The organism is Sphingobacterium sp. DR205, from assembly GCF_011064245.1.
Lineage (GTDB): Bacteria > Bacteroidota > Bacteroidia > Sphingobacteriales > Sphingobacteriaceae > Sphingobacterium > Sphingobacterium athyrii.
In genome coordinates this window covers 1,681,917-1,703,240 of sequence record NZ_CP049333.1, presented here as the reverse complement: position 1 = coordinate 1,703,240, position 21,324 = coordinate 1,681,917, and the positions used below count along the sequence as shown (strand labels likewise).

General features: G+C 43.3%; 17 protein-coding genes. 8 read left to right on the top strand and 9 right to left on the bottom strand.

Going from position 1 to position 21,324, the window contains the following annotated elements:
• Positions 1 to 157: 157 nt before the first annotated feature.
• The 8 genes from G6053_RS07190 (at position 158) to G6053_RS07155 (ending at position 6,738) form a co-directional block, all read left to right on the top strand.
• Positions 158 to 589, top strand: coding sequence for a hypothetical protein (locus G6053_RS07190; RefSeq protein WP_165305971.1), 432 nt, complete (start codon positions 158 to 160; stop codon positions 587 to 589).
• 485 nt (positions 590 to 1,074) lie between these two features.
• A complete protein-coding gene (locus tag G6053_RS07185) occupies positions 1,075 to 1,302 on the top strand; it encodes a hypothetical protein (RefSeq protein WP_206531881.1) in 228 nt (75 codons plus the stop codon).
• A gap of 22 nt (positions 1,303 to 1,324) precedes the next feature.
• On the top strand, positions 1,325 to 3,070 hold the full coding sequence (locus G6053_RS07180; RefSeq protein ID WP_165305970.1) for a hypothetical protein: 1,746 nt from the start codon (positions 1,325 to 1,327) through the stop codon (positions 3,068 to 3,070).
• Between the two features lie 318 nt (positions 3,071 to 3,388).
• Positions 3,389 to 3,742: a hypothetical protein gene (locus tag G6053_RS07175; protein WP_108632729.1), complete on the top strand. Its 354-nt coding sequence runs from the start codon at positions 3,389 to 3,391 to the stop codon at positions 3,740 to 3,742.
• A 78-nt stretch (positions 3,743 to 3,820) separates the two neighbouring features.
• A complete protein-coding gene (locus G6053_RS07170) occupies positions 3,821 to 4,381 on the top strand; it encodes a Crp/Fnr family transcriptional regulator (protein WP_165305969.1) in 561 nt (186 codons plus the stop codon).
• Positions 4,382 to 4,465: 84 nt separating this feature from the next.
• The gene (locus tag G6053_RS07165) at positions 4,466 to 4,798 is read left to right on the top strand and encodes a hypothetical protein (protein WP_165305968.1); all 333 of its coding nucleotides are present in this window, start codon (positions 4,466 to 4,468) and stop codon (positions 4,796 to 4,798) included.
• Between the two features lie 174 nt (positions 4,799 to 4,972).
• Complete coding sequence (locus tag G6053_RS07160) at positions 4,973 to 5,911, top strand: proline dehydrogenase family protein (protein ID WP_165305967.1); 939 nt, start codon at positions 4,973 to 4,975, stop codon at positions 5,909 to 5,911.
• Positions 5,912 to 5,955: 44 nt separating this feature from the next.
• Positions 5,956 to 6,738, top strand: a complete 783-nt coding sequence (locus G6053_RS07155) for an NIPSNAP family protein (protein ID WP_165305966.1) — start codon at positions 5,956 to 5,958, stop codon at positions 6,736 to 6,738.
• Positions 6,739 to 6,889: 151 nt separating this feature from the next.
• On the opposite strand, the gene G6053_RS07150 is transcribed toward G6053_RS07155, so the two are convergent.
• From G6053_RS07150 to G6053_RS07110, 9 genes are all read right to left on the bottom strand, one after another.
• Positions 6,890 to 7,906, bottom strand: a complete 1,017-nt coding sequence (locus tag G6053_RS07150) for an alpha/beta hydrolase (protein WP_165305965.1) — start codon at positions 7,904 to 7,906, stop codon at positions 6,890 to 6,892.
• The gene (locus G6053_RS07145) at positions 7,890 to 8,924 is read right to left on the bottom strand and encodes a pectinesterase family protein (protein ID WP_206531880.1); all 1,035 of its coding nucleotides are present in this window, start codon (positions 8,922 to 8,924) and stop codon (positions 7,890 to 7,892) included. The genes G6053_RS07150 and G6053_RS07145 overlap by 17 nt, the downstream gene beginning before the upstream one ends.
• A gap of 114 nt (positions 8,925 to 9,038) precedes the next feature.
• Positions 9,039 to 10,685: a glycoside hydrolase 43 family protein gene (locus G6053_RS07140; protein ID WP_165305964.1), complete on the bottom strand. Its 1,647-nt coding sequence runs from the start codon at positions 10,683 to 10,685 to the stop codon at positions 9,039 to 9,041.
• Between the two features lie 243 nt (positions 10,686 to 10,928).
• On the bottom strand, positions 10,929 to 13,391 hold the full coding sequence (locus G6053_RS07135) for a glycoside hydrolase family 95 protein (protein ID WP_165305963.1): 2,463 nt from the start codon (positions 13,389 to 13,391) through the stop codon (positions 10,929 to 10,931).
• A 9-nt stretch (positions 13,392 to 13,400) separates the two neighbouring features.
• Positions 13,401 to 14,309 carry an alpha/beta hydrolase gene (locus G6053_RS07130; RefSeq protein ID WP_165305962.1) on the bottom strand — a complete coding sequence of 303 codons (909 nt, stop codon included), beginning with the start codon at positions 14,307 to 14,309 and terminating at the stop codon, positions 13,401 to 13,403.
• A 77-nt stretch (positions 14,310 to 14,386) separates the two neighbouring features.
• Entirely contained in the window at positions 14,387 to 16,048 is a 1,662-nt protein-coding gene (locus tag G6053_RS07125; protein WP_165305961.1) for a glycoside hydrolase family 28 protein, read from the bottom strand.
• 47 nt (positions 16,049 to 16,095) lie between these two features.
• Positions 16,096 to 17,568, bottom strand: a complete 1,473-nt coding sequence (locus G6053_RS07120) for a pectate lyase (RefSeq protein ID WP_165305960.1) — start codon at positions 17,566 to 17,568, stop codon at positions 16,096 to 16,098.
• Between the two features lie 91 nt (positions 17,569 to 17,659).
• Positions 17,660 to 19,279: a DUF5123 domain-containing protein gene (locus tag G6053_RS07115; RefSeq protein WP_165305959.1), complete on the bottom strand. Its 1,620-nt coding sequence runs from the start codon at positions 19,277 to 19,279 to the stop codon at positions 17,660 to 17,662.
• 18 nt (positions 19,280 to 19,297) lie between these two features.
• Positions 19,298 to 21,322: a RagB/SusD family nutrient uptake outer membrane protein gene (locus tag G6053_RS07110; protein ID WP_165305958.1), complete on the bottom strand. Its 2,025-nt coding sequence runs from the start codon at positions 21,320 to 21,322 to the stop codon at positions 19,298 to 19,300.
• Positions 21,323 to 21,324 lie beyond the last annotated feature (2 nt).

Below are 21,324 nucleotides of genomic sequence, written 5' to 3'. Positions count from 1 at the left end.
ATCAACAATGTGTGAAACAGGTCAACCAATGCGTAGACGGGGCTTTTCATTTAGCCAAGCATCCGATCCGCCTCTTCGGGCACATCCATTCCTCACACTTCTTCCCACTATTTTTGTTGCAAAGAGTGCGATATATCAAGGCGATATATATTGCGTTATGAAAACCGCAACATCCCGATTGTCCCTGAGAAGCGCGGTAACCTATCGGGTCGTAGCCCCGGGCCGATTTCCAACTGTCTCCCGCCCTACAGCACGATTGCCACCGATTACATTCATTAATAATTTATGCATGAAGAATTTTAAGAATTTCAAGGCGAACAATTTCTCCCTTAAATTCCTCATTCAACGCAATCTTCGGTTCAAATGGCACCGGAAGGTCTATCCTACTGCAAGCTCTATTCAGGTAGCGGCCGGAGCTTTCTTTCTAGGTCTTCCAAAAATAGTCAATCGTCGACATATTCAGGAAAACGAAATCCGTTTCTCTATGAATATGATTTCAAAACAAACCGAGTATTTTACGCCCTTAATAGTTGAAGTCACCTCTCCACAAATTGAGAAGTGTGCTAAAATAGAAAATTCCGCTGTTTGAAAAGACCGCCCGTAGCTGAACACCTACATTATAAATTTTATTGCCGTTCTGTCGATATTTTCAGCCCAAACTCCACATATTCTTTTGTAACATTGCTAAATATTATTGCTTACAAACCACTTAATAACTAAAATAATCTATTGTCTATTAAACAAATAACAAAACTAAAAACTCGTTTATAGGTCTACATCATAATGTACGACAGCTGAAATGCTAAAGTAATTTTAATATTATCTCTTTTTGTCAAACTTCATCTATCCATTCAAAAAGAGTACAATATTTTTTAGGTACGATAGCCATATTTCAGTTAATAAGAACGCGATATATTGACTAATTATTTAAATGAAATAGAAATTAACATACAGCATTAAATTTAGGTTATCACGAAAAGTACTAACAAATAAAATCTATGCTCAAAAAAAACATTTATCAACAGAATACAACGGTTTTAATCCATGATTAAACAGGGTATCATGTTTCAGTAAATGTCGAATATAAACCAAATAATAAAAATGAACATGAAAAAGAAAACTGAAAAAGAGATCTACGTGACACCCGTAATCGAGCGGTTACAGGTGATGATGGAAGAAGGTGTGGCTGCAGGCTCGGCAGGGTCAGCCCAACCCGGAGGAGGCTCCGGCGTCAATGAAACAGACTGGAATAGCGGCGGATCAGAAACCCAAGATCCGAGTAGCGGTGAATGGTGGAACTAATCAAAAATTATTTAAAACAATTATGAAAAAAATGCATCAGATTATAAAGACAAAACTGGCTTTAATTGTCTTTCTAGCAATTGCCGTTTCCTGTAGCAAGGAAAAAGGTGAAAATACTATTGAAGTGAATAAAGGGATAAAATTGGCTTTAACTGAAGCCCAATTCGGCGGAGATAATATATCTATGGCGAAAGCTTCGGCAAAGGCTGGCGCAACCGAACCTTTAACGATAACAAAAGAAATTCAGTCGGGACCGTTTAGCATTACCGCAGAACTGACCGAAAATACCCCAAGTAACAGCGGGCTTAAAGCTTCTACCGGTAAAAAGGCCGCAACGAAATTGCTGTCATTGAGAGGTCCGGTAACCTATCGGGTAGTGGCCTATGAAACGGACGGTACCTACATCGACCAGGCCGTTGGCGATGCTTCGGATTCAACCCAGGTATTCTTTGGGGATAAATTGATCGCGGGTAATAAATATACCTTTGTGATCTATTCATTGGGGTCTACGACTACTGCCCCTCCTGCTGCCCCAACAACAAATCTATATACGGCAGGTCAGGTGAATTTCGCTTTTACAAGCTATGCTGAAAATGGAGCGGACTTCATGTATGCCATCGAAAAAGATGTCACCATACTCGGCAACAATACTCCGACTCCGTTGACGACACCATTGCAGCACATGTTTACCCGTGTGACCCTGCTTGTCGACAATAGCGATGCGACAGGTACATTTGGTACCGCAAACTATGTAAAAGGAGGTTACCTTTCGGAGGTTCCGGTACAAGCTGAATGGGTTTCACCTTTCGCTAACCCAACTGTTGACCTGAGTACCGGTGAAACCCTATCCGCTACCAATGCGATAAATGTACCCCCTGTTTCAAATCTAAATGCAACAGCACGGACTTTTATCGTCAACCAGAGTCAGTCGACCAATTTTTCAATTGCATTAACAATACCAAGCGGTCAGATCAAAATCGGTCATGATGTCAATGCGCAAGCGGTAAACTTTAATTTTTCAAATGCGGGTCTAGGCTTAAAACCGGGCTTTTCCTACACCATGAAATTACGTTTCAACAGCGACCGCTTTGTCAATGCGTCCAATGTCACCAGAACCCCTGCTGCTGCTGATGCACGCTATGCTGTCATCGCCGGTTATCGTTGGGACCGCTATAACCTTGGTGTGGTCGATGTAAACCCAGCAACCAATAATCCTGATGCCGTTCCTTCTGTACAGGCACTATATGGTAATTACTACCAATGGGGCCGTCAGGCTGCAGTAGCAAATGCTTACAGTGGCGATGGCGCTATCGCAGGATGGAATACAACATCTGCTCCGGACGGTTCCTGGAATAATGGTACCGCAGCTGCTCCTGTGAAAGCAGCATTGGATCCATGTGGTACAGGAGATAGAGTACCTAGTCAAGCTGAATATACCCGTTTAGGAACTTATACCCGCCATACCTCGATTGGAAACTGGACTACTTTTACTGGTAACATTACAGTTGGATTATCTGACTTTACAGCCGCGCATATTATGACCAGTAAAAAAAGCAGTGATATTAAATTAAGCTTTCCTGCAAATGGTCACAGAAACCCGACAACAGGAGCCCAGCTTATCCGCCAAAGCTCCGCAATTTATTGGCTAAACACTGCAGTCGGCGGCAATAATTATGCGTTACAGGGACGTGGATTCCAAAGTTCTTGGGATACATCGAATTATCTTAAAACTGCTGGTTATCCGGTACGTTGTATCCAAGATAAATAAGAGGCTTAAAAATTCTCTTAAGTAGTCATTATATAATCCCTATTTGACTAGAAATTTCCTATTGAAAACAACAGGAATCAAAGCCCGGCTGGTTTATCCAAGCCGGGCTTTCTTTATATTGTAAACAGATTGTCAACGTGCAAAAACCATTGATGTCTCAATTATCTTTTTGTATATTGGTATGATAATTAAAGAACGGAAAGTGCGATTTAGCATGAGAGCAGTGGAATACAACGGTCTTACATAAATCGGTTTTTTCGATACAGATTTTTAACTTTGTCAACTCCCCAATAATGCTAGGAAAATTAAAATTGTTCTATGAAACGGATAATCATATTGACTTGTATTTTAGCGCTCATAATTGGGTGCACCTCAACTGGTGATAAGAACGAATCTATTAATAGATACTGGAAGGAGCTGACAACTGCGCAATCTAATCAAAAGGAATTAAAGATTCTTGAAGAATTTCGCGTATATCTTAGTAATGAGCATATTTCTTACGAAGTATTTGGTGAGCATGGCAAAGATAGCCTCCTAAATTTAATTACCGTTCCCAACAGTTATACCCCCGAAAGCATTACCATGAAATTTTATTACGAAGATAAAATCGATACAAAACATGGGTGGAAACCCAAAGATCCGAATAATGCATTCTATTTATTTAACGAGTAATTTAGCATTTTCCAAATTAATGACGAGACTAATTATCCCGGGCCACGGAACCATTGATTTAATGTACATTTGAACCAAATGGAACTCATACCTTATCTACTTACGCAAACAAAATTAAATAGGGCTGAATGTGAAGCCATCGACAACGCTTTTACTAGGAAAACTTTTGCGAAAGGTACCATATTGACACAGCCCGATAATCATCACCAAAATGTTTATTTCATTGAAAAAGGACTATTACGTGCTTTTTATAACTTAGATGGAAAAGATATCACCCATTATTTTTTCAATGAGAGTAATTTCTTGGTATCTTTTGAAAGTGTTTTTTTTAACCGCCCCCATCCCTATGGCAAACAGGCTTTGGAAAAAACCGATTTGCGTATCATCCCTTACAGCAAACTCGATGAGCTCTGTAACTGTATCCCTGCTTTTAGAGACTACCGGCTGCAGGTATCGCTGCAAGTAGTCAGTATGTTATCAGATAAGATTCTTGCTTTGCAATTTCAATCTGCCGAACAACGCTATAAAAACCTGCTCGACAAATTTCCCGGCATATTGCAAAGAGCTCCCCTGGGACATATTGCATCCTATCTGGGCATTACGCAGCAAACACTAAGCGTGATACGGGCAGGCAAATAAGTGATTCCATTTTTTAAGAAATATTAAAAATACTACTGATTATTTTAATTTGCTTTGCAGTATCACATCATTAAATAATAAAATATGAAGAAAATACTGTCATCCCTTGCCATCATGTTCATGACAATGATCAGCATTGCCCAGTCCGCAAACGATAATTTTGTAGGTAAATGGAAAACTGAGGAAGGATTCATTATCAGCATCTCCAATAAAAACGGAAAATTCGTCGGTACCGATCCCAAAGGTCGTCCTACACTCTATAATGTGCGTTTTGAAAAAAATGAATGGAAAGGGACAGTGGAAAATCACGATACAGGCCAAAAGGGCAACTGTGAAATGTACCTGATGGGAAAAAAGCTGAAAATTGTAGCCCATAAAGGCATTTTTTCAAAAACTTTTTATTGGATTAAACAATAGACAAGGGAAGTAACATTCCAATAAGAATAATATGTTCGAAAATATGAGTTTTTAAGCGTAAAAGGTTGAAAACAGGTTACCCCATAGCTGGAGAACATATGAATAAATATTAAGCAGTATATGTTGACGTAACATAATTTATGTATTTTGCATTGTAAATTTTAAGATTGCCAAATGGAACAGTTATTAACAGCCGGTGCTGAAGCACTAAGGAAGGCTGCATTAAATGAAGATGCCAAAGCTTATGTTTTGAATAATGAAGCACTCTATAAGCTGATGAAGAAAGCCGCAGATCGCTATATCGGAGGAGAAAACCTTACGGAAACGCTAAAAAAAGTACAGACTTCAAATGATGAAGGCTTTAAATGTTCGATCGAGTACATGGGAGAAAGCACGCGATCCGTTCAGGAAGCGATTAAAGCGACAGATGAGTTTTTAAATATTTGTAACGCAATAAATCAAAAAAAACTCAATTCAACGATTTCACTCGACCTCTCGCACATTGGACTGGAAATCTCTGAAAACCTCTGTTATGAAAACCTTTCAAAAATATGCGAAATAGCGAATGACAAGGAAGTGATCATCAGTGCTGAGGGGACTGAAAGAACTGACCGGATATTAAAACTCTATCAGAAGGGCTCTAAAGAATTCTCAAATCTTTCCATTACGCTGCAGGCTTACCTCCATCGTACCGCAGATGATTTTGAGGCCATATGCAAGGAAAGGGGACGTATCCGGATCGTCAAAGGGGCTTTTGAAACAGCCAAAGGTTTATCCCTGCCGAGAGGACAGGAACTCAATGAACGGTATCTCTATTATGTCGAACAGTTGTTTTCAAGAGGTCACCTATGTTCCATCGCAACGCATCATCACGAAATTCAGCAGGAAGTTAAAAAACTTATAGACCGACTAGGTCCTAAAAAGGAATCGTATGAATTTGAAAGTTTATTTGGTATCCAAACAGAACAGTTGGCCCAATTGAGAAATGAGGGTTATCCCACAAAACTGTATTTCGTGTATGGTCAGGAATGGTACCTATACCTCTGCAACAGATTGGCCGAATATCCGTTAAATTTATTCAGAGCACTACAGGATATTGTTGAAGCAAATTGACGGTTGGCGATAATAATCTAAATCTATAACACTAAATATTACACATGGTCAGATCTATGAATCCGGGACATTGGATATTAATCCTATTTATTTTTATCAGTAGTCAATCCAGCTGTTTTGCCCGCGCAGCAACTACTTATTTTCAATTGAAAGTTTATCACTTCCAGACCACAGACCAAGAAGAGGTCATCGATCGTTTTCTTGAAAAAGCCTACCTGCCGGCGATGCACAAATTAGGCTTTAAAGAAATTGGTGTTTTCAAACCGATTGACAATAAGGACAAAGCAGATAAATTGGTTTATGTATTCAGTTCATCGCCAAATCTTGAAAAATATGCAAGTCTTGATGTAGATATCTTAAAAGATAAACGGTATTTAGAGTCGGGAAAGGAGTACTTGGATGCCGCACATAACCACCCGCCATATGCTAGGATTGAAACGATTTTGATGAAAGCCTTTGACGGGATGCCATTGCTTTCCCTTCCAAAATTAAGCACCGATAAAAGTGAACGTGTTTACGAATTGAGGAGCTATGAAGGTCCAACGGAAAAGTTAGCTGCAAATAAAATTTCCATGTTTAATAATGGTGAGATCGATATCTTCAAAAAACTAAATTTTAATGCCGTTTTTTATGGTCAAGTTATTGCAGGGAGTACAATGCCTAATTTAATTTATTTGACGACTTTCGAAAACATGACAGAACGTGAAGCACATTGGAAAGCTTTTGGACCTTTGTATAAACCAATGGCTGAGCTGCCGCAATTCCAGAATAATGTTTCTAAAAACGTAACTATCCTTTGTAGGCCAACAGATTATTCAGATATATAACGAAACGAAGGGACTGTCCTTTGAAAAATTGGCCAGTCCTTTCGAACGAATGCTAAGCATAAATAATGACTTAGGCATGGACAAAGGCAACCTAACAAGTGAAGCGAAACTCAGCTGACTCGCAATATCCCAGTAAAGTAGCTTTACTTTTTTAATGGACTTTTTCTTTTAACTGTATGTGCTTCAAAAACTGGTCGATCATGTCGACACAGCGATCTACCCAAGGGTGAAAAAGCCAAAAGGGATGTACATTTACATCAATGCAATGCACTTCATGGGGCGTTCCCCAGCGCTTCAGCATGCCGACGAGTTCATCCTGGCCTGCATGAAACCTCGGAAATCCGCTATTGATAAAAAGCATGGGAACCGGCCGGTCCTCTCTGGCCCAGAATATGGGTGATGCTTCCTTCCAGACAAGCGGCTTTTCGGCGAAGGTTCCACCCAACCAAAAGGCATCCGGGGAGTCGGCCTTACGTTCCAGATTGAGCGAAAGGGGGGCCAAGAAGTCTACCACACCATCCAGATCCACTATAGCCTGTACATGCGTACTCGCTTTAGATTCGACCCGGGGTTCAAAACGGTCCACTCCTCCTGTCAATCCGACCAAACTTGCCAATTGCCCTCCTGCTGAACTCCCTGCCACAACGATTCTGCTGCTGTCTATACCATATCGTTCAGCATGTTCTTTGACCCATATAATCGCCGATTTGATGTTGAGTACCGCTTGAGGGTACTTCGCTTCCAAAGACAATTGATGCTCCACTGGAATACAAACATAGCCTTTTCTGGCCAACAGTTGAGCTATGGGCATATCCATTTCCTTGTGGCCCGAACGCCAGCCACCACCATGGATCCACAGCACCGCGGCACGCTTTAATTTATCATCGGGTCGGATAATATCCAGGTGCAAATCACGTGGCCCAAAATCTGTGTGGGGTAGATGCGCATATACGACGTTGCGGATTACCCTGAGCTCCGCTCCTGTACTGTCCACCGCAGGTCTCGCTTGTGGGTAGTTTTTCTTAATCTGCCGCCATACACGCATGGTATTATACGTCGTATCCCGTGGAATAGCCTTATGCTGTGCCCACAGCGTACCACCGTAAAAAAGAAGTATAAAAATAGAACTAAGCCGCCAGTAATGACCTCTATTATTTTTCCATTTCATTGAGCATCAATTTAACGTTCCAATCGTCCATAACTTTATCAAGACTATACATACTGCGTTTATTAGCAGACAGCTGATGGGACCAGGTCACCCGCCGGGCGAGATCCGCCGCACCTGCTCCTTTTGACCCCAGTTCAGCATAGAACACGGTCTTATCCTTATCAGGAAACATCTTGTCGCCCTTCCATTCATTCCAGCCCTCAGGCACAATATGGCCCCCCAAATGGCAATCGACAAGTACCGTCTTGGCATAAGGTCGCCATGGCCGCCCCAAAAACACCTTATTGACAGATTCGTCAGCGGCCACAAAATCACAGCGATCAAATACATAACCATAACGTTGTCCCTGCGCTGTGGAAGCTGCGGTGACATACGAATTTCGCAATGAGATCAGCTTACATGCCGCAAAAAAAGCGGTCCCGGGACCAAAAATAAAATCTGTTGTCCCGCTGATGTTACAATTGGAAAAATAACTCCTGCCACTGCTCTTTCCAAGGTACAAAGTGTCCTGAAAGCCCATAAGATGACAGTTTACTAAGGCGATCTGGTCACCTTCCAAGTGCAGGGCCACAGCCTGGCCTACAGGTCCGGCAGCATTTTCAATGGTCAAATCCTTAATGAGTACCCTGCTGGCACGCACCAGCAGGGTATAACTGCTGAACGTTCCAAGCTTCGTCTGCCCTGTCTCATCTGGACAGCTGGCGACCTTACCAGCATAATCATCAAAGACAATCTTCGTACTGACAGCATCCTCACCCACCAGCTGAATATTTTCCAGGTAAGCGGGAATGACCACTTTCTCATGGTAGGTCCCTTTACGGATCCAAATCCGGACAGCATAATGCCCCCGGAAAGCTCGCACGGCATTAACTGCAGCCTGTATGCTTGTAAAGTCTCCTTTCCCTTGTTGGTCTACAGTAATCACTTCCGGACTGGCCGCCCGTAATTCCGAACCCAATAACAGCAGGCTGACAAGTAGGTAGGCTGCCAAGACTTTTATCATATCTATTCTTTTCATAAGCAGTAAATAATTACATTATTTAACTTGTTTAGTTAAAAAACGTGGTTCATAAATCAACGTATTGCAGTAATTTCATGGCTTTTTAATCGTAACAGCATGGCCCAAACTGTTTTATTTCTCTATGCGAAACCAATCCACTTCTGCATAGCCACTATCATTGATATGCTTCTCGCGGCTGGCATAAAGTCCTAATGTGGCGCCGATCCATTTGCCCGGTTTTGCCTGGAAGCCATTTTCCACGACTGTATATTTTTTACCATCCAAGCTATAAGCCCAACTGCAGGTCTTTCCATTTTTGACTTGTACACGAAGGTAGACAAAATCTTCCGGCAGCGTACCTATGAGCCTGACCTGCTCTTCGGTCCCAGAATAGGCCCCTGTACAGCTGCCATAATAAAGTTGGAAACTGCCCTTTTCCTTGCGGATAAACAATTGGCTATAAGCTTCTCCCACCACCACAAGACCGGCTTTTTCACCTAGATCCTTTTCATTGGGGCGTAGCCGTATTTTTGTTGTCGCAGTGAAATCATCGCCCGGAAATTTCTGCGTGAGTATATTGGGGGCTGCCATCAGATTCTTACTTCCTTCAGGGAGCTGTTGGCTATAAAGCCGAAGCTTTCCGTCTTGGGAGGGCATAAGCCAAGTACCGTCCGGATTGGCCTGCCATTGCCACTGTAATCCCAGGTGTGGTGTATCAAACTCGTCTGACTCCTGCGGGTTGGTCGGGGGATGTACCGAGGTTCCCACATTCGGTTTTTTATAACTCATCACGGGTGTCCCTATTCCATCCCCATCTTTGTCCTCTCCGATGACAGGCCAGTCAGCGTTCCAAACCATAGGTTGTAAATGGACGACTCGTCCCATGGCTTCCTTATCCTGAAAGTGGAAGAACCAATCCTCACCAGTAGGTGTATCCACCCAGGCCCCCTGATGGGGTCCATTGACGGTAGACTTATTCTGGGCCATGGCGACCTTGCGTTCATATGGGCCATAGATATTTTTCGAGCGTAGAATCAATTGCCAGCCTGTTGCGACACCACCTGCCGGAGCAAACAAATAATAATACCCATTTCGCTTATATACCTTGGGCCCTTCAATCGTAGGATCCAGTTCATGCCCGTCATAGACAATGGTTCCCCGGTCCAATACACTGTTGCCCTCGGCATTCATCCTGGCTATACCAATCACGCTCTTTAGCCCTGCGCGGCTGCCAGCATAGGCATAGGCCAGATATGCACGCCCATCCTCATCCCAAAAAGGACAGGGATCGATCAGGCCTTTTCCCTCGAATACCAACGTAGGTGCAGACCATGGTCCACGGATATCCTTCGTTCTGATCTGATAGATCCCATAATCCGGATCTGGATAATAAATGTAGAACTCATCGTTGTGATACCGTATCGAAGGTGCCCATACCCCACCACCGTGCTGCACTTTGCTAAACACGGATTCAGGGATCTGCCGCGGCAATGCATGACCAATAATCGTCCAGTTGATCATATCTTTCGAATGTAAAATCGGTAATCCCGGACTGTGGTTAAAGCTCGATGCGGTCATATAATAATCTTCACCAACACGGATCGCATCCGGGTCAGAATAATCGGCATTGATGATCGGGTTTTTGAATTTTCCATTTCCCAGGTCAGGATTCCACACCTGAGAATGATAATTTTGTCCAAATGTCGATGATGATTCGCCGCAGGCGAGATAAACCACCAATGAGGAATATTTCCAGACATTTCTCCATGTATTTGACATAAATTTTATATATATAGAGTTTACTTCAATTGGTTATTCTATTGCAAAAGGAAGTGAAGCAACCGCTTGCATTAACACTGAAATTAGCATATTTTATTTCTATTGTAAACAATTTTTCACGCAATCGTTCCCGATAAAAAAATTCTGGTAAGTGTATTCTTACAAAGTTGATTCCCCATCACATTGTCCGTCAATGATTTTCTGTGTGAATTTCATGAAACATCGCACGGTTAACATACCTCATTATTGAACGGCAAATTCATAGGCCCCACCTTTGCTAGTCGAGATATCATACAGCACCGTCCGAGGAATCTCTAACATCCCTTTTTTTGTTTTTATCAATGGCTTTTTGATTTCATCGACTGCAAAAAAGGCATTTGTATTTTCTCCATTGGCTTTTTGCAGCGGTTTTCCTTGCCAAGAAAGTTGGGTGTTATGACTAACACGGATCCGGCAATTCCCACCTAGGGTTGACAGCACCTTTAATGCGGTCAACTTTCCCTCTTTCCAACTCATATCGATGATAAATCCACCCCGGGCCGCCAAGCCTTTTACCTCCCCACTCGATAATTCATCAGGCCACGCGGGCAACAAAAATATACTTCCGTCATAGGATTGCAACAACATTTCGGCAATGCCTGATGTACAGCCAAAATTGCCATCAATCTGAAAAGGAGGATGAGCATCCAAGAGATTGGGGTATGTTCCCCCGTTTTGTCCCTGCTGTTCTTCAGGAGCTGGACTTAATTGATCTTTGATCAATTTATATGACCGATTACCGTCCAATAATCGAGCCCACCAATTCACTTTCCAGCCCATTGACCAACCTGTTGACTTGTCGCCACGATAGATCAATGAATTTTTGGCTGCCTGGGCGAGATCAGGATTACGAAAAGGTGATATTTGCCCTGACGGAAACAGTCCATACAAATGGGATATATGACGGTGATGATCATTTGTTCTATCCAGATCTTTGAGCCACTCCTGCAGCTGGCCATGCTGCCCTATTTGCATTGGCGGCAACTGCTTCAGGCACCGTCTCACCGAGTCACGTAAAACGGCATCGTCCTCCAGAAAGGTGGATGCATGAATAAAATTGTTAAAGACATCAAATAGTAGCTGGTTATCCATTGTCGTACCTGCCGAGACCCCTACACTCCCCGGTTCATAACTATTTTCCGGACTGATCGAAGGGCTCACAACCAACCATTTTCCAGAAGGATCCTTCGTTAAAACATCCAGGTAAAATAAGGCTGCCCCCTTCAGCACATCGTAGTAATCTCTCAAAAACTGCTTATCACCATGATACAGGTAGTGTTGCCAGATGTGTTGACTCAGCCAAGCTCCCCCCATAGGCCACATTCCGTAGAAACCGCCATCTACTACTCCTGTGATACGCCATAGATCGGTGTTATGGTGGGCATTCCATCCCCGGGCCCGGTACATTTCCCGAGCGCTCTCCTGTCCGGTAATTGACAGGTCCTTTAACATGCTAAAAAGTGGTTCATGCATTTCGCTCAGATTCCCGACCTCCGCTGGCCAATAGTTCATCTCAGTATTGATATTTATAGTATATTTACTATCCCAGGGCGGAGAAAGTTTAGCATTCCAAATTCCCTGTAAGTTGGCGGGTTGCCCTCCGGGTTGTGAAGATGAAATAAGCAAATAACGGCCAAACTGAAAATAAAGAGCAACCAGCTGCGGATCAAAGTTTGTCGCAAACTCGCGGATACGTACATCTGTTGTTTTTTTGGCCTGTGCATTGTTTCCGAGATCCAATTTAACCCGATTAAAATACTTTTGGTATTTCCTCACATGATTTTCTACTGCTTTTGCATAACTGATTCTCTTGGCTTGTTCAAAAACCCGGGCCGCTTTTTGTTCAGGGTCGATGGAGAGATCATGGTAATTTTTAAAATTTGTCCCAATAGATACGTAAAGTATTACTTCGTCTGCATCTTTAATGATAATTTGTCGGTCAAGATGGTTAATTTGGCCACCTTTAACCTGCGGATAAACAAATCCATAGAAAGCTACCTGCCCTTCTTTGGCATCAACTTGCCCTCCTTTTCCACGGAGAAAAAGTGCTCCATTCTTTTGACCAATGCGGGCATCCTGATGGGGACTCTTCCAGTTTAGATCCATCGAAATACTTTTCTCCTTATCGGCAGTGATACGGATTAATAGCACACTATCAACTAGCGAGGTAAACATTTCTCTACGGTAGTTGACACCATCGACATTATAAGAAACAGTCGCTATTGCTTTATTCAAATTCAGCTCCCGTTGATAATGGACAGGGCTATGATGTGCCGGAAATCCAAGCAACAGACTACCGAAAGTCTGATAGGGCATCCCATAATCAAGTCCTTCGGGTGCTGCCCGGGGAAATGCCAGATTTGACAGATCTTGTGCTTCTTTATTCTTCCCCTCGACTAAAAGTTGACGTATCTTCACAATATCATCGTATTTGCCTTTAGGTACATTATTCCCCGGACCTCCTGCCCAGATCGTCTCCTCATTCAGCTGGATCTCCTCTTTGTCAACTCCACCATATACCATGGCGCCGATGCGGCCATTTCCCAAAGGTAATGCTTCATTCCAGTTTGCAGCTGCTTTATCGTAAGTCAATTTCAATTCTTGGGATGCCCCGAACTGCCAGGACAAGAATAGGACAATAGAAAAAATAAGGTGTTTTATCTTCATATTGCTAGATTATGGTTTGATCATTTGAATTTCTTGTAGCCAAGCCACACATATCTCGGGCCAAATAGCGGTAGATCCCGGATTGTTGACGAGTGCAATGGCATGCCCTCCCTGTGGAAAGATGTGTAGTGTGGCTGGTATATGATGAGCTTGTAAAGCCTGATAATAAAGTAAGCTATTTTGCACCGAAACGGTCTTATCATTTTGGGCGTGAACCAAAAATGTCGGCGGTGTTGTGCCGGTCACCTGCTTCTGTATACTGAACAGTTCTTTTTTAGATGGATCGTCAACTGTTCCCAAGAGATTTTCCACACTCCCGCGATGTGCAAAATCGCCCTCCATCGTAATGACCGGCGACACCAATATACTGAAATTGGGTTTACTGCTTAACTGATCTATACTATCGCCCAAAGACTGGACAGGCTGTTCGATGCTTGCTAAGGATGCTGCCAGATGCCCGCCCGCCGAACTACCCATTACCCCAACACGATCGGGATCCAAATGCCAGTCAGCAGCTTTAGCGCGGATTAACCGGATGGCCCGTTGTGCATCCTGCAGGGGTGCCAGTGACCTATTGATCAAATCAGGTGAGTGTGGCAAGCGATGGATCAGTACAAAGGCATTAATACCAATGGTATTGAACCATTTGGCCAACTGTGTTCCGCTGATGATATAAGCCAGTCGGGCATAACCACCACCGGGAATAATCAGTACGGAACTTCCTGAATTTTCTTCCTTGGAAACAAGAAAAGGAATAATTCGTGGTTCACCGACCTGGTAAACACGTTCGTTCGTTATACTATCCGACAGCTTTTGCCCCTTGCTATTGGGCTTTACTTTCCCATACAATGGTATCGGCTCTTGAGCAGATGCCAGGAGAAATACCAAAGACAATAAAATCGTCAGCAACTTTTTCATATGTATTCAGATTTAAGTCGACAGCCCAATGATAAGTGCTCCCATTCACTGTGCCAACTGTTTAACATTTTCATACGTCAATTGATTTTAACAGCATTCGTCTTTGCGCCGTGGTTAAAGTTCAACTTTCGTTTATCGATGTTCGATTGATTAAAAATAATATTGGTAGCATGCGGCCCATTTACCTCCACTTGGGGAGACTGGTTTCCGTCAAAACGCAAATCCTCAAATCGTAGGTCAGCGGCGTTTTCAATATAAATGATTGCACTTTCATCATTTTTTGAATGTAGAAACGCATTTTTCAGCGTAATATCTGCTGCGTCTTTCAACTCAACTGCCTTGTTGGCCGTTATATTTAAATTCACCATGCTTATCTGCCGTACCGGCATCTCCGGCAAACCCCGAACAAAGATTCCTACTTGAGCTCCCCTGCACGTAATCCCATCTATAGCAATATTCCGAAATTGGGGTGTTTCGACAGTTACCGGCGGAACTTGTTGTACTTCATTTGCCTGAGGCGGTTTTGTCCAATAGTACATATCAAAATATATAGCTTCCTGTACAATATTATTCATATTGATATTGCGGATATGGATATTCTCCACAATCCCGCCACGGCCCCGTGTGGTCTTGAAACGAAGTCCTTTGTCCGTCCCCATAAAGGTGCAGTTCTCGACAAAAATATCCCGTGCACCGCCAGACATCTCACTACCTACCACAAAACCACCATGCCCCTTGTACACTTTATTATGTCGTATAATTACCCGCTCGGTTGCTATTCCCCGTTTGCGACCTTCTTCATCTTTACCTGATTTTATGCAGATCGCATCGTCACCTACGTCCAAAATACAATGTTCGATCAGCACATTGGCACAGGATTCAACGTCAATACCATCACCGTTTTGGGCATAATCCGGATTTTTGATTTTCACACCCCGTATGGTGAGATGCTGTGTCATGACCGGATGCAAATTCCAAGCTGGCGAATTTTGAAAGGTAACACCCTCAAGCAGCACTTTTTTACACTTAGTCAAAACAAGCAAATTAGGCCTTAAATAGTCTTTGATCGCTTCAAAATCAGCCAATGTTTTGCCATCTGCCAACAGGACGGACCGTTTTTCCTCATGTGCAAGCCTAGTCTTTGCACTTGGGTACCAAGTTTTACCGTCTGCACTGACCAATCCGCCAGACGCAACTTTGGCTTTCCATTCGCTTTCAGTCAATGCACCTTTACCGACCATTCGCCAGGCATCTCCATTGCCATCTATGATCCCCTTTCCTGTTATGCCGACATTCTCAAGCTCCGTACCACTTATCGGAGATTGATTCCGTGCTGACGCTTTTCCTTCGTAATTACCGGCTACGATTTTATACTCGTCAAAATCAGCTGTAAACTGTAGAAACGCATTTTCATCCAAATGCAAGTTTACATTGCTTTTTAGTGTTATCGGTCCCGAGAGCCAATAGCCTGCTGGCACCACAACGACACCACCACCACTTTTGCTACTGGCAGAAATTGCTTCGTTTATACTCTTTGTATTTAAAGTATAACCGTCCCCTTTTGCGCCAAATTTCTCGATATTGAGTGTGTCTTTTCGAAATTGAGGCAGTTCCACTTCGGGGAGGTTATTCCAATGGTATGGGCTTTCCACTGACTGAGCCTGTATCTGACTGCATATTCCGAGCATCATGCATAAACTCACTATCACCAAGCCATTTTTTTCGATTTTCTTAACCATCTATTTTTATTTTATTAATTCTATTACACGATTGTCCCATAAAGCATTTAGATCTGCCCTTCCGTAATGGGAAGCACCAGTTCATTGAGATATTCTTCTAAATAAGTATAGCCTGCTTCATTCAGGTCCTTGGCTTTTTTGCCGGGATAATGCTTCTCAAGCCAACCATCTGGTATACCGTCCCGGTCACTATCCTGGACGGCAACGCCGGCTGACAAAATTGGCCATGCGCCAGACGAATTAGCTGGATCTGGATTTGTATCCTGCTGTGAGTCCAACAAACCTTTGCGCGGGTACTGTAAACTTTTCCATTTTCCTCCTTCGCCGTTATGAATGCCCTTGCCCCGAAAAGTAGCGGTCCCTTTACGTGTTTCGGTGATGATCCGCTGATCTACGGCATCACGTACATAGCAGTTTCCGCCGTAGGTCAATACTTTCTCATAGGCGGTCTGTGCATCATGGGTACGAATAGTTCCCTGCACAGGTATCTCCTTGTCCAATCTGATTCCCGCTTGTGTTTGCTCGCCCACGATACGCACCCCTTGCCAATTATCTGAAGAAATCCTGGGGTTGTGAGCCAGTAGATTTCCATTTACAAAGTATTTCCCCCATACATCTTTGATGCTCGGGAAGGGTTGTTCTTCTGTTTTCGCATTAATAGCTATAATTCTATCCTTTATATTTTTGCCCGTGGCAGGTCCAGGTTTATAAAAGTTATTAACAATGTTAACACACATGGCTTCGCCACCATACGCTCCGTTCCCGTTCCAATTGTATATTACATTATTACGTATATCGGTCGTATCCTGTCCAGCATAGCGTGCACCGGGCCCCAATCGAGGGGTCCTACTATCATGATGCGCTAAGAGATTATGATGAAAGGTAGCTTGTACCCCACCCCATATCGCCCCATAGCCATGCGGTCCCTTGGAATGCCCCGAGAGACGGAGACTTTCCGAAACAATACACCATTGCATCGTGAAATTTTTATTGTCATAGAAGGAAGCACATTCATCAGTACTCCAACTGATCGAACAATGGTCAACTATGATATGCTGCCTTTGACGGCCACCAAGGGCATCTGCACCATCAGATTCCCGGCCAACGAGTTGCAGGTCTCCCATTCGGAAGCGGATGAAACGGATGATCAAATTATCAGCATCAACGGATACAGGATTACCGGCCAACGTGATCCCGCCGCCGGGAGCTGATTGACCTGCTATAGTCAAATTCCCCTTGTCTATTGACAATCGCTGCTGAAGCCATATTGTCCCACCTACCTTAAATAAAATCGTTTTCGCTCCATCTTGCCGAAGACACCAGCGTAACGAACCTTCTTTCGTTTTGGCATCGCCACGGTCTTCGTCAACCAAAGTGTTAACATAATAGACCGCACCGGCACGACCTCCCGTTGTATACATACCACCACCTTCAGCACCAGGAAAGGCTGCAATATGCTGCGCATAGAGTATTGGCCAAGTCATTAGACACAGCATCCCACTCCATATTAATTTCTTCATATTCTTTTTTTGCATCTATTTGCCCATGACATATATCCGATAGCATCCAGTTTCGGATTCCATCGGATATATGTCATGGACTATTCTTTACCTATTCAAACCAACGTGGATCTCCGGCGGTACCGCGTCCACCAAACCCGTTGCCCGCTTTAATGCGGAAGTCTTTATTGGTCGGATCCACAAACAGGTCATCCGCGCTGCCGCTGAAGACGGTGATCTCCGAGAAATCTCTTGATGCTCTTTCTATCTGCAATTCATTTGTCCGATAGCTTCCGGCAAATGAAATTTTGAGACCAAAACTAGCATGATCATAGCTGGTTGCATTTAAACGACCGCCGCCGTTCATCCCTGAAATAATGTTGTTGCTACCGACAAAGGCCAAAGGCAATCGTGCTGTATCAAAGCGTAGCAATTGGGACATGGCCGAATTTTGATTGTAAAAGGTGCAATTCCCAACTACAATTTTTCCAACAGCAACACGGACGTCCATCAACTGCGTCGTCAAATCGGTAAAGGTACTGTTGGTTATGGAGATGGAATCGACACTTGCGGTACTGCCTCCGATATTGACTACACCATATCCGCCAATTTTATCAACCACACAATTGTCAAAATTTATTCCTGCTACAGTAACCGCGTTATTAAGACGAACTACTCCGCTACCAAACCTTTCGATATAACAATTTTTAAAAGTGTAAGCAATTACGCTCGCGCCATTTTTATCCTGAGATATTAGAAAAGGGCTTCCGTTGGCATGAATTGAGAGGTTTTCAAACAGCACCTCGCCCAAGATCAAGTCAGTGAACTGTAGTCCCATAAGATTTAACTTGGGCTTATTGCCATTGGCATCTGGGATACCCGTTAGATTTAGGTTACTGATCCCCGCAGGAATCACTACATTAGCCAAATCATACGTTTTGCCCCCGGCAAATACCAACACAATATTGGTTTTTCCACGGGCAATTGCTGAACTGACCAATGTTGGAATATCATCTCCCGGATTTACTGTTATCATTTCACCACCAGCCAGTCCCAAGGTTTTTAATAGCTTTGCACCTCGCTCATTTTGCTCATTAAAAATTGCCACTCGATAGTTTGTACCCGCTTGTAACCCTTCAATTTTGATGTGACCTTCTGCTTTATTGGCCGCGGATAAGGGTATTTTCTGCAATTCAGTATTTTTCTCCGCATCAAAAACACTGACATGGGTGACGCGATCTGTCGCAGGCCAGTAGAGTTCAATTTCAGTTACTCCAAGGGTCCATTTGTTGAATAGCTGTTCCGCAGCTGTCTTAAAATACAATTGCAAATAGTTGGATTCATCACCGGTTTCAGTATTTAGTCCCTTCATTCTGACCGAGTAACCCGTCAGTCCCTCCAGATCGTCAAATAAGGTACGGTATTCGACCCGGGCCGGAATAGTGGATGGCGCAAATGGAGTTAATGTATCGGCCAATATTTCCACTGTTTTAACAATTTCAGCAAATTGCAGACTGTCTTTACTGAATTCAAAAATATATTTTTGCGCGGCAACTGTCTGGGTGTAGGCAATCTCCACCGAAGTTGCGCCAACGATACTAGTAGCAAACTTTAAGGACTTAAAGAGCCGTTGATGTGAGGCATCGACTTCCCAATCGTTGGCCTTCTTGCAGCTGAATAGGTTTAAAACCAATGCCAGCGGCATGATGATATTTAAAATTATCTTTTTCATAAAACCATATGTTTGATGTTAGTACCCATAGGCATTACTCAGATAGCCTCTTGCTTCCCGGATATCATCGATATAGATCGGATAAACGTATCGATAATTGCAGACACTATTGCCCATTTTATACTGATTGAGCTGAGCTTGAATTTCGGCACCATATTTCAATGTGGACAGAAATGCTGAATAGTTGTATGTAGCCATCAATCCAGTTCCTGCCAATAGGGCTCTAATCGGCCATATCGTATAATTGTATACTTTGCCTGATTCTGTTTTTTCTGGCTTGGCAGCATCCTGTGGAAACCATCGGACTGATTGATAATCGCCTCCCGGAGCAGCGGGTAAATCACCATAATAATTCAAGGAAGTCCTGTCAATATATTCACCGTCTTTATAACGGAAATATACCGTAGACGGAAATTGAGCAGGCTGATAGCTTTTATCAAATATCTTCACTGGTTTACTTTGGTCGTACATGAGGCAAAGCGCCATTTTCATATCTTCAATTTTTTTGTACAGCAATCCCCAACGGATCAGATCTTGTTTGCGGACAGACTCGCCACCAAACTCCCAGGCCCGCTCATTAATCACTGCGTCCAAAAAATTAGCATCATATGATTGTATTTTTGATGATCCTGTACCAAATGCCCTTTCCCTTACCTTTTCCAAGGCCTGTCTTGGTGATATCCCGGCGGCTTGATGTACGGCATTCGGATTTTCCAGCTGACTTTGTGCTTCAGCGTACATGAGATAGACATCTGCATATCGCATCAAGATCCAATTTACTCCAGTAGCAATACGTCCTGTAGCGGTCTTATGCATGGCGAGGTATGCGTTAGACATCCAGTATATCCTCCATTTGCCAAATTTTACATCATTCGGGTTGCTGCTGACTTTCTCTTTATTATCTGCGCCATAGCCGATCCAGGTGAGCGTCACGTCACGCCGTTTATCTTCCCTGTCAAAGGAATAAAAATAATAAGCGGTCGAGGTCACATAGCTCCCCCCGAAGCCCCTTGAACCATACTTTGAGTTTCCATCTACACCGTAGCCCATCAGCGAACCTATATCACCATTGTTCCCCATACCAAAGGCTACTTCAAATAAGTTCTCATTTGCCACATTTGAACGATTGCCACATACTGAGGACCATATATTCTCAAAATCCGGATCCAAACGATGCGGATTATCCGCAGATCCAATCAATTCAGCAGTCTGTTGGGCTGCAATACGATAATACGCCTTCCAGTTCTGCGGACGTCCCACATAGTAGCCGTTGATCTCAGGTATAGTAGGATGCTTTTCAGCAGTGGAGTTGGGAAAAGTTTTGCTATCCCGGAGCGACCAACCGCCGGCGAATAATGCTACACGTGCCAACAAACCTTTTGCAAAACCTTTTGTCACACGTTCTACGGTACCATATTCGCTATTTCCACCTTTATAAGGGAGGTATGACTGCGCTTCTTCTAGATCCTTCACCAAATAATGGTATATTGTATCCTTATCCGATTTTGGTAAATACACATTCGACAGATCAGACTTGGATGCTTCTTTTTTGTAAGGAACATCTCCCCAATAACGGGCCAACTCAAAAAAAGCCAGGGATTTTAATGTCAATGCTTCTCCCAACAGGGGATTCATGGTATTGGCTTCACTGATTAAAATTGGTGATTTGCGTATGCCATCGACTACAGCTGTCGCCATTTCGGCAAACTCAAACAAACGTTGCCATCTTGTTGTAGAATTATTGGCGTGTCCAAAATAATTGCCGGCACCAAAATCATCTGTCTGCGAAATATAGCCGGTCTCACTGAATTGGCCATTAGATTCCGTATCTGAAACTCCTTGCCAGTTAACCGAAAGCTTTTGGCCATAGATATAAGTATCGGTCATTTTCCCATACAACCCCATGACTGCTGCCTTGGTCATCGAACTCGTCTTAAATACAGTTTCTCCGCTCAATGAAGAAGGAGAACTAGTGTCGAGATATTTTTTGCAGGAACTCATACACGCCAGTACGACGACAGCAATAAAGATTATCTTTTTCATTT

Excerpts from the sequence above, each read along its gene's own strand:
- G6053_RS07150 (WP_165305965.1), bottom strand. The coding sequence starts at position 7,906 with ATGAAATGGAAAAATAATAGAGGTCATTACTGGCGGCTTAGTTCTATT.
- G6053_RS07125 (WP_165305961.1), bottom strand. The coding sequence starts at position 16,048 with ATGGTTAAGAAAATCGAAAAAAATGGCTTGGTGATAGTGAGTTTATGC.
- G6053_RS07165 (WP_165305968.1), top strand. The coding sequence starts at position 4,466 with ATGAAGAAAATACTGTCATCCCTTGCCATCATGTTCATGACAATGATC.
- G6053_RS07110 (WP_165305958.1), bottom strand. The coding sequence starts at position 21,322 with ATGAAAAAGATAATCTTTATTGCTGTCGTCGTACTGGCGTGTATGAGT.
- G6053_RS07140 (WP_165305964.1), bottom strand. The coding sequence starts at position 10,685 with ATGTCAAATACATGGAGAAATGTCTGGAAATATTCCTCATTGGTGGTT.
- G6053_RS07160 (WP_165305967.1), top strand. The coding sequence starts at position 4,973 with ATGGAACAGTTATTAACAGCCGGTGCTGAAGCACTAAGGAAGGCTGCA.
- G6053_RS07130 (WP_165305962.1), bottom strand. The coding sequence starts at position 14,309 with ATGAAAAAGTTGCTGACGATTTTATTGTCTTTGGTATTTCTCCTGGCA.
- G6053_RS07175 (WP_108632729.1), top strand. The coding sequence starts at position 3,389 with ATGAAACGGATAATCATATTGACTTGTATTTTAGCGCTCATAATTGGG.
- G6053_RS07190 (WP_165305971.1), top strand. The coding sequence starts at position 158 with ATGAAAACCGCAACATCCCGATTGTCCCTGAGAAGCGCGGTAACCTAT.
- G6053_RS07155 (WP_165305966.1), top strand. The coding sequence starts at position 5,956 with ATGGTCAGATCTATGAATCCGGGACATTGGATATTAATCCTATTTATT.
- G6053_RS07115 (WP_165305959.1), bottom strand. The coding sequence starts at position 19,279 with ATGAAAAAGATAATTTTAAATATCATCATGCCGCTGGCATTGGTTTTA.
- G6053_RS07135 (WP_165305963.1), bottom strand. The coding sequence starts at position 13,391 with ATGAAGATAAAACACCTTATTTTTTCTATTGTCCTATTCTTGTCCTGG.
- G6053_RS07145 (WP_206531880.1), bottom strand. The coding sequence starts at position 8,924 with ATGAAAAGAATAGATATGATAAAAGTCTTGGCAGCCTACCTACTTGTC.
- G6053_RS07185 (WP_206531881.1), top strand. The coding sequence starts at position 1,075 with ATGTCGAATATAAACCAAATAATAAAAATGAACATGAAAAAGAAAACT.
- G6053_RS07120 (WP_165305960.1), bottom strand. The coding sequence starts at position 17,568 with ATGAAGAAATTAATATGGAGTGGGATGCTGTGTCTAATGACTTGGCCA.
- G6053_RS07180 (WP_165305970.1), top strand. The coding sequence starts at position 1,325 with ATGAAAAAAATGCATCAGATTATAAAGACAAAACTGGCTTTAATTGTC.
- G6053_RS07170 (WP_165305969.1), top strand. The coding sequence starts at position 3,821 with ATGGAACTCATACCTTATCTACTTACGCAAACAAAATTAAATAGGGCT.